The following is an 8,980-nucleotide window of genomic DNA, read 5'->3' on the forward strand; positions in this document are numbered from 1 at the left end:
CGCCCAGTACTCGCCCGCGGGGATCTCCTCGGGGGTGCGGGTGTCGGTCACGGTGACCGTCGGCAGGGTGCCGGTGAACTGGCGGGCGGGGGCGTCCGACCCGTTCTCCTGCAGCGACACCCCGGTGTTGTCGGCCACCGTCATCGAGAGCTGGCCGGGGGTGCTGGTGGACTGGATGTTCACCGACACGTCGATGCCGCCGGTGCCGGAGGGGTCGTCGTCGGCCGCCGCGGGACCGGCCAGGCCGGCACCCGCGAGGGTGAGGCCGAGCACGGACGCGGCGAGTATCTGGCTGGACCTGGTGATCTTCATGAATCGCTCCATCTATGGGGGGCGGGGCCGGCCGGCTGGGCGGCCGGCCCCGGGTTGAGCTACGGCGGTGACCTCGTCGTGGTGACCGAGGGCACCGCCGGTGATGCGGTCAGCGGCAGCTCGCCGCCGCGTAGTCGGCGTCGTAGGACGAGGTGACCTGCTTGCCGTTGATCGTCGCGGTGCCGGTGACGGTCACCGAACCCGCGTCGATCTGCCCGGCCCGGGTGTTGAAGGACTGGTAGGCCTGCTTACCCGGGGCCACGTCGGCCACCGTCTTCTTGCCGAACGGGGTGTTCAGCTCGATCGTCGCCGGCACGTCACCGTCGTTGACGGCCGTGACCGCCACGTACGCCGAGGTGCCGATGCAGCGGGAGGACGCGGTGACGGTCAGCTTGACCTCCGGGTCGCTCTGCGGCTTGATCAGCTTGAAGTAGTCGAACGTGACCGTCTTGGACGCGCTCTGGTTGGTGCCGATGGTGTAGACACCGATCTTCGACGCGTTCGCCACGGCGCTGTTCTTCACCACCGCGACCGTGCCGTTGGTGGCGAGGTCGGTCCAGGTGGTGCCGTCGGAGGAGTAGGAGCCGGTGAAGCTGTCTCCCTCCTTCTTCAGGCGCAGCCACCACACACCGGTGGTGAGGTTGTTCACCTGCGGCTGCGGGTTCTGCACGGTGCCGCCGACCTCGCTGCGCAGCTCGATCGTCCGCGCCACCGTCGACCCTGCGGCGTTGGTGGCAAGGAAGTCGAACTTCACGTAGTTGTCGTCGTCGCCGTACACCATCAGGCCGCCCTGCTGGTACTGCTCGTTGAGGGCCGAGGCGTCAACCTTGGTCTCCAGCGTCCAGTCGCCGTCCGGAGCGGTCTGCAGGATGAAGTTCTTCGGTTCGCCGTTGGTCGAGCCGTAGATGTCACCCGTGGTGGTGTCGAGCTGCAGCTTGCCGTCGCTCACGCGCACCGCCGTGGCGTCGGGACGGACGATCGCGTTCCAGCGGCAGTTGTCGAGCGTGGTGCCGTCGAACTCGTCGTCCGGCGTCGGCGCGGTGGCCTTGTCGTCCGGCGTGATCTGGAACCAGTCGAACGCCGCGTTCACCACCGGGTGGTTGGCGCCGGCCAGCGAGATCAGGCCGATCCTCGGGTTGTTGATCCCGGCGAGCGACTTGGTCTCCGGCATCGCGGTGAACGTGGTGCCGTCCGAAGAGTAGTGCGCGGTGATGTTGGTGCCGTCGCTCACGAACCGCACGTACACCGTGTCGGGGTAGGTGTCCCCGAGGGTGGCCGTGTTGCTCGCCGACACCTCGTTCGGCGCGCCGTTCTCCTCGCGGATGAACTGGAAGATGCGGTTGGCGTGGTTCGAACCGGAGGTCGACCGCGCCTGCAGCACCATCTTGGCGTAGTTGTCGTCGTCGCCGTAGATCACCAGGCCCGCCTGCTGGTACGCGCTGGTCGCGACCAGCGTGAGCTTGGCGGTGGCGGTCCAGGCGCCCGACGGTGCCGGCTGCACGACGATGTTCGGCGTGTTGTTGGTCGTCTGGTAGATGTCGGTGGCAGAGGTCGGGATGATCAGGCTGCCGTCGGCGACCTTCAGGTCCTGGTTCTCCCGGATGACCGACCAGCGGTCACGGTCGAGCTGGTTGCCCAGGAAGTCGTCGGAGCGGCCGCTGAAGCACACCGTGGCCGGCGTGTTCACCTTGATCGCGATCTGCTGGGTCGTGGCCGCGCCCTTGGCGTCGGTCACCGTCACCGTCGCGGTGTAGTTACCCGGGGCGGTGTAGGTGTAGCTCGCGTTGGCCGTCGTGGCCTGCTGCGCGCCGTCCACCCCGAAGTCCCACTTGTAGGTGACCGGGTCACCCTCGGGGTCGGTGCCCGTCGCGGTGAAGTCGACCTTCAGCGGAGCGGTGCCCGTGGTCGGGTTCGCCGACGCGGTCACCGTCGGGCGCTGGTTCTCCGTGGCGCCCTTGCCGATGAAGTCGACCCAGTTGAAGTTGGCCAGGTTGGCGTCGTTGGCCGCGCTGGACGGCTTGCGCACCACGAAGAAGATCGGGCCGCTGGTCGTCGGAGCGTTGTTCAGGTTGACCGTGACGTCCTTGAACGTCTGCCAGTCGCCCGTCGGAGTGATCTCCGCCTCGCCGATCAGCGTTCCGTCCTCGGGGTTGCCGACGCGGATCTGCACGGTGCCGCCCGCGCCGGCCGAAGAGGCCCGCAGCCGGATCGCGCTGATGTTGGTCAGGTTCACCGGGTCGAACGACCAGTAGTCGCCGTCCTGGATGTAACCGATGTCCTTCGCGCCACCCGCGGAGTCGGTGGTGTCCTCGACCTGGACGCCCGCGGCGTCCGTGCCGAGACCGCCGGTGATCCGGCCGGTCTGCGAGAAGTGCTCGGCCTGCTTGCGCTTGGGCTGCAGGATGACCTGGCCACGGCCGGTCAGCGGCTTGGCCCCGCCGTCGCCGCCCTGGTCGGTGTAGCTGGCCTCGATCACGTAGAACAGGTTGTCGTACTCACCGTGACCCGACATGGCGGTCTGCACCGTGGCTTCGCAGCCCTTGGTCTGGTCGAGCGGGTGACCGTGGGTGTCGTGACCCAGGATCGACTGGATCTGCACCTTGTCACAGTCGATCGTGCCGTCCTCGGCGTCGGTGACCGTGACCTTGAACTTCACCTGGTCGCCGAACTCGAAGAACGCTCCGTTCGGCGGCACCTCGACCTTGACGACGGGCTTGCTGTTGCCCGCCTCGATCGTGACGCTGGCGGTGGCGGTCTTGCCGTCGGCGCTGGTGACGGTCAGGACGGCGCTGTACTCGCCGGCCTTGGTGTAGGTGTAGGAGGGGTTGGCCTCGGTGGAGTCGGTCTCGCCGTCACCATCGAAGTCCCACGCGTAGGTGATCTCCTTGCCGTCCGGGTCGCGCGAGCCCTCGCTGGAGAACTGCACGGTCAGCGGCAGCGGGCCGTCGGTCTTGTCGGCCGTGACGGTGGCGACCGGCGGGCGGACGCCCTTGGTGTACTCGATGCGGTAGACGCCCGAGTCGGCGTTGTCGCCGCCGAAGCCCGAACCCCACTCGATCAGGTACAGAGCGCCGTCGGGACCGAACTTCATGTCCATCGGCTTGAGGAACCGCAGCGTCGTCATGATCTTGTTCATCTCGACGAGCTTGGAGCCGTCCTCGTTGAGCTGGAACGACCACAGCGCGTTGTTGTTCCACTCACCGAAGATGGCCTTGCCGTCCCAGTACGCCGGCCACTTGATGGTCGACTGGACGTTCGGGTCGTAGCGGTAGACCGGGCCGCCCATCGGCGCGCCGCCGCTGAGCTCGGGGAAGTTGTTCGGGTCGGCGGCGTAGTGGTACCAGATGGTCGCCGGGATGACCGGCGGCAGGTTGGTCAGACCGGTGTTGTTGGGCGAGTCGTTGACCGGAGCCGCGCAGTTGAACGCCGACCCCGACTGCCTGGTCGCGAAGTTGTAGTCGATGTACGGGGTGTTGTTGCCGATGCAGTACGGCCAGCCGAAGTTGCCCGGCTTGGTGATGAGGTTCCACTCGACCGTGTTCTGCGGGCCACGGGTGGCGCTGGCGGAGTTGGCGTCGGGGCCGTACTCGCCGAGCATGATGTTGCCCGTCTTGGGGTCGAGGCCGATCCGGAACGGGTTGCGGAAGCCCATGCCGTAGATCTCCGGCTTGGTCTTCTCCGTGCCCGGCGCGAACAGGTTGCCCGAGGGGATGGTGTAGGTGCCGTCAGCCTCGGGGTGGATGCGCAGCAGCTTGCCGCTCAGGCTGTTGGTGTTGCCCGCGGTGCGCTGGGCGTCCCAGTAGGCCCGGCCCGACTGCTCGTCGATCGGCGCGTAGCCGTCGGAGGCGAAGGGGTTGGTGTTGTCACCCGTACCGAGCCACAGGTTGCCGGTCTTGGGGTCGATCACCATGCCGCCGCCGTGGTGGCAGCACTCGGCGCGCTGCACCGGGACGTCCAGCAGCTTCTTCTCGCTCGACAGGTCCAGGGTGTCACCGGTGACCGTGAACCGGCTCAGCCGATCGACGTTCTCCGACCCGTTGGGCGAGTAGTAGAGGTAGATCCAGTGGTTGGTGTCGAAGGCCGGGTCCAGCGCCATGCCGAGCAGACCGCTCTCGTTGGCGGTGAACACGTTCATGTGCGCGGCCAGGACAGTGCCACCACTGGGCTTGATGATCTTGACGTCGCCCAGCCGGTCGATGTAGAAGACCCGGCCGTCGTTGGCGATGTTCAGCATCATCGGGTTGGACGTCTCGGTGTCGAGAGCGACCTTCTCGTAGCTGCTGCTCTGCGAGGCCGAGCAGTCCGCCTTCTCCGCACCCGCGGCGGTCTTGATACCGCCGAGGAGCAGCTTCAGGAAGTTGGCCTCGCTGTAGTTCTCCTTCTGGTGGCCGAGCCCGGTGTACCACGAACGGCCGCCGTCGTAGTCCTGGCACCAGGTGTTCGGGTGGTCGGCGCCCATCGTGCCGCCGGAGTAGGACTTCTCGTCCAGCGACGTCAGGACGTGGACCGTGCCACGCGGGTTGGTCTGGTAGTCGTACCACTCGTCGGTACGGGTCCAGGTCGTCGGCAGGTCCTTGGTGGACGGGTGCGCCGGGTCCTCGACCTTGACGGTGGCCTGCTGGATCGCCGGGTGCTGCTTGAAGTAAGCCCCGACCAGCTTGCCGTACCAGGCCCAGTTGTATCCGCTGTCGGCGGCGGCGTGGACGCCCACGAAGCCGCCGCCCTTCTCGATGTAGCGCTGGAAGGCGTCCTTCTGGTCCTGCGTGCCCAGCGGGTCACCGGTCGTGGACATGAAGACCACGGCCTGGTACTGCGCCAGGTTTTCGTCCGTGAACTTGGTGCTGTCCTCGGTGGTGTCGACGGCGAAGTTGTTCTGCTGGCCGAGCTGCTGCACGGCCGCGATGCCCTCGGGGATCGAGTCGTGCCGGAAGCCGGTCGTCTTGGAGAAGACCAGCACCTTGAAGTCGGGCGCCGCCGCCGCGGCCGTAGTCGTGGCGGCCTCGGCGCTCACCGGCGCCGAGAAGAGAGTGATGACGGGAGCGACGAGGGCCATGGCCATCGTCGCCGCGGTCCGACGTCTGATGCGTCGTCCCTTTTCTGGCACGGCCGTACTGAACGGCCTGGCCCACGTTCGTTGACGTGGAGACATTGAAAACCCTTCCTGACCGGGGGGACGTCAGGCAAGGCGCGCGCCGCCGCGCTTGTTGCCACTTGGTCGTAGCGGATATTGCGGTTGCTGGAGGGTGCCCTCTCCAGGTCTGTGGGGGGGCCGTCAGTAAACTGCCGGCCCGGGTAATGGATCCATGATCGTCGCAGGGTCGTCGATGATGTGGTTGACCACCATGCTCGCGGCGCCGCGGGAGGCGGCACCGAAGCCGAGCGTGGAGGCGACGAACCGGCACTGGGCGGCGGGGGCGGCCACCACGAGCCGTTGCAGCTGGTCCTGCGCGTGCGGGAGCAGCCACTGGGCCAGTGAGGCGAAGTAGCCTCCGATGACGATCACTCGCGGGTTGAACAGGTTGGCAAGGATCGAGCCGCCGAGCCCGAGCCACTCGCCCACCTGCGCCACCGCCATCATCATCCGACGGTCGCCCGAGGCCAGGCCTCTGGCGATGTCGGCCATCCGTTCACCGGGGTCGGGCACCGGCATGCCGGGCAGGCCGTACGCCTGCTCCGGCATGGCGGCACGGACGAGTGCGGCCAGTCCGACCTTGGTCTCCCAGCAGCCGACGCGGCCGCAGCCGCACTGGTCGCCGTTCGGATCGACCCGCAGATGTCCGACCTCGCCGGAGAATCCGTCCGCTCCGCGCAGCAGCCTGCCACCCGAGATGATGCCGCCGCCGACGCCGACCTCACCGGTGAGGTAGACCAGGTCGGGTGTGCCGGCGGCGATGCCCGAGGTGAATTCGGCCACCGCGGCGAGGTTGGCGTCGTTGTCCACCCGCACCGGAACCTGCAGCGGGCCGAGTATGGCGCTCAGCTGGTCGGCGAGGGGGAGATCGCGCCAGTAGAGGTTCGGCGCGAGCGTCACGACTCCACGGGCCACGTCCACGAGCCCGGGGACGGCCACGACGATGCCGGCAGGGGCCGCCCCGGCCCGGCGCATCGCCTCCACGGCCTCCTTGGCCACGAGACCGAGCCGGCGCACGGAGTTGTCCGGGCCGCTGCCCATCGTGTCGTAGACCACCCTGCGCTCGACCAGGACCCGGCCGCTGAGGTCGGTGCCGTGAACCGCGATGTAGTCGACGTTGATCTCCATGCCGAGGGCGCCGACGTGCGCGCCGTGCAGCGCGACCGCCCGTCTCGGACGCCCGATCGCACCCACGTGCTCGACGCCGACCTCCCGTACGAGCCGCCGTTCCAGGAGCTCGGCCATGAGGTTGGAGACGGTGGCCCGGTGCAGCCCGGTCGCCTCCGCGATGTCGGCGCGGGACAAGGAGATGTGGTCACGCAGCTCGCGCAGCACCAGCGAGAGGTTCGCCCTGCGGAGGGCGGCGGGACCCGCCGGCGGCGCGGCGCCGCTCGGGGCGCGGGTGAGGTGCGGTTCCTTCGACACCCGCGTCCACCTGCCTTTTGTTTGTCTCCGAGATCAATTAATGAGGGTTGTAACACGGCGATGTCCGATCGTGCACCCCCGGAATGCGTAACGAGTTGGCATCGCTCGTATTTCCGCACGTCGCGATCTATCCCGTTTCCGGTTATCGGAACGTTACAAAACCTGCAACCGGTTTCACACTTGTCTCCCCGGGATGTGGCTGCCTTTAATTCGGCGAGCCATGCGAACTAATTGAAGGAGCGGCGTGGACCACAGCAAGGCCGACGGCCACACGACCGACTCGATGAGTCGCGGCGGGTCCGCGGGGCTTCCCGCGGACCAGGCCACCGTGCGCCGTTCGAACCTCGCTCTGGTGCTGCGCCACGTGAGCACGTACGGCCCGTGCTCCCGGTCGGCCGTCGCCGTCGCGACCGGGTTGAACAAGACCACCGTCACCAGCCTGGTGAGCGAGCTGCAGGCACGCGGACTGGTCAAGGAGACGGGCCCGCAGTACGCGGGCTCCGTCGGCCGTCCGAGTGTCGCGCTCGCCCTGGACGGCTCGCGAGTCGGCGCCCTGGGCGTCGAAGTCAACGTCGACTACATCGCCGCGATCGCCACCGACCTCGCCGGCCGGGTGCTCATCGACCGGCGCATCGGCTTCGACGCGATGGGATCGGGCCCGGAACGGTCACTGGACGAGCTCGTCCGCGTGATCGAGAAAACCGTCGCCGATCTCGACCGGCTCGGGGTCGCGCTGGCGGGGATCACCGTGGCGGTCCCCGGCCTGATCGACACCACGACCGGCACCGTCGTCGTCGCCCCGAACCTCGGCTGGCACGGCGTGGCGGTGGCGGAGCGGCTGTCCCACGCGGACATCCACGGAGACATCCCCATCACGGTGGACAACGACGCCAACCTCGCCGCGCTCGCCGAGTACACCTCGGGTGTCGCGGCGGGCACCTCCGATCTGGTCTACCTCACCGGCGAGGTGGGCGTCGGCGGCGGCGTCATCTCCGGCGGCCGGTTGCTGGGCGGAGCGGACGGATTCGCCGGGGAGGTCGGCCACGTCATGGTCGATCCCTCCGGCGAGCGGTGCCGCTGCGGCCGTCTCGGCTGCTGGGAGACCAAGGTCGGACTGGCCGCGTTGGTCCGCATGGCCACACCCGACCGCGCGTACGGCACGGACCACCAGGTCGTCCGCGACCCGGAGGAACGGCTGGCCGACATCGAGCAGCGGCGTGCGGAGGGAGACCCCCGTGTCGACGCCGCCGCAGTGGAGGTGGGCAGGTGGCTCGGAATCGGAGCGGCCATGCTGGTCAACCTCTTCAACCCGCGAGTGATCGTGCTGGGCGGCTACTTCGCCAGGCTCGCCGACCGGATAATCCCGGCGGCTGAGCAGGAGCTGGCGCGTGTGGGCATGAACGGCGCCGTCGAGCGCTGCCGGTTCGTCGCCTCCACACTCGGCTTCGGCGCCGCCTCACGCGGCGCGGCCGGAGTCGTCGTCGAGCGAGCGTTGTCCGACCCCACGAGCATCGCGATCCGATCATCCCCCGCCATCGGAGTGATCGAGGGCACCCCGATGGCCCGACTGCCCCACTCACCCTGATCCGCGTGCCCGCCACGCGGCCCGACCCCTCGCCCGCCGGATTCAGACGCCCGTCCGCTTGACCGTCCGTCCCGTACGCCTCGGCGCCTCCCGCCCATCCCCGGCGCCGTGGCCATGGCGCATGCGGTCAAGCGGACGGGAACCAACCATCTCCTTTCCCCCCCAGAACGTCCCGCCCGCCTGATCGTCGTCCGGAGCCGCGCCGGCATCGTTGACGCCGACCTCGATGCCGTCGCGGCGGTGCCAACCGGCGCCGTCAGGCGGGCGGGGCCACGGCCGCACTGTTTTCCGGCCGCACCGTTTTTCAGGAGGCTCCTGTGCCGCGGTCATCATCCGACCCGTCATCGCTGCTCGTGATGCGAGGAATCGTCAAGCAGTTTCCCGGCGTACGTGCGCTGGATGGTGTGGACCTGGAGGTCAGGGCTGGTGAGGTGCACTGCCTGCTCGGGCAGAACGGGGCCGGGAAGTCCACGCTGATCAAGATCTTGTCGGGTGCGCATGCGCCGGATGAGGGGGAGGTGCTGCTG

5 protein-coding genes are annotated in these 8,980 nt (G+C 68.4%); 2 read left to right on the forward strand and 3 right to left on the reverse strand.

All coding sequences use genetic code 11. The annotated features are described in order from the left end of the window. From FLV34_RS38080 to FLV34_RS38090, 3 genes are all read right to left on the reverse strand, one after another. Positions 1 to 312: hypothetical protein (locus FLV34_RS38080; protein ID WP_222709787.1), on the reverse strand; the 312-nt coding region annotated here is incomplete at its 3' end. Between the two features lie 109 nt (positions 313 to 421). Continuing rightward, entirely contained in the window at positions 422 to 5,371 is a 4,950-nt protein-coding gene (locus tag FLV34_RS43330; RefSeq protein WP_142652655.1) for a ThuA domain-containing protein, read from the reverse strand. A gap of 213 nt (positions 5,372 to 5,584) precedes the next feature. Beyond that, positions 5,585 to 6,868 carry an ROK family transcriptional regulator gene (locus FLV34_RS38090; protein ID WP_142652654.1) on the reverse strand — a complete coding sequence of 428 codons (1,284 nt, stop codon included), beginning with the start codon at positions 6,866 to 6,868 and terminating at the stop codon, positions 5,585 to 5,587. Positions 6,869 to 7,112: 244 nt separating this feature from the next. Here FLV34_RS38090 and FLV34_RS38095 point away from each other — a divergent pair, with 244 nt between their 5' ends. Both FLV34_RS38095 and FLV34_RS38100 read left to right on the forward strand, forming a co-directional pair. Next, complete coding sequence (locus FLV34_RS38095) at positions 7,113 to 8,453, forward strand: ROK family transcriptional regulator (protein ID WP_260617567.1); 1,341 nt, start codon at positions 7,113 to 7,115, stop codon at positions 8,451 to 8,453. 356 nt (positions 8,454 to 8,809) lie between these two features. Next, on the forward strand, positions 8,810 to 8,980 hold a 171-nt coding region (locus FLV34_RS38100), incomplete at its 3' end, for an ATP-binding cassette domain-containing protein (RefSeq protein WP_147945469.1).

Source organism: Microbispora sp. CSR-4 (assembly GCF_008033685.1).
In the GTDB taxonomy this organism is placed as follows: Bacteria; Actinomycetota; Actinomycetes; order Streptosporangiales; family Streptosporangiaceae; genus Microbispora.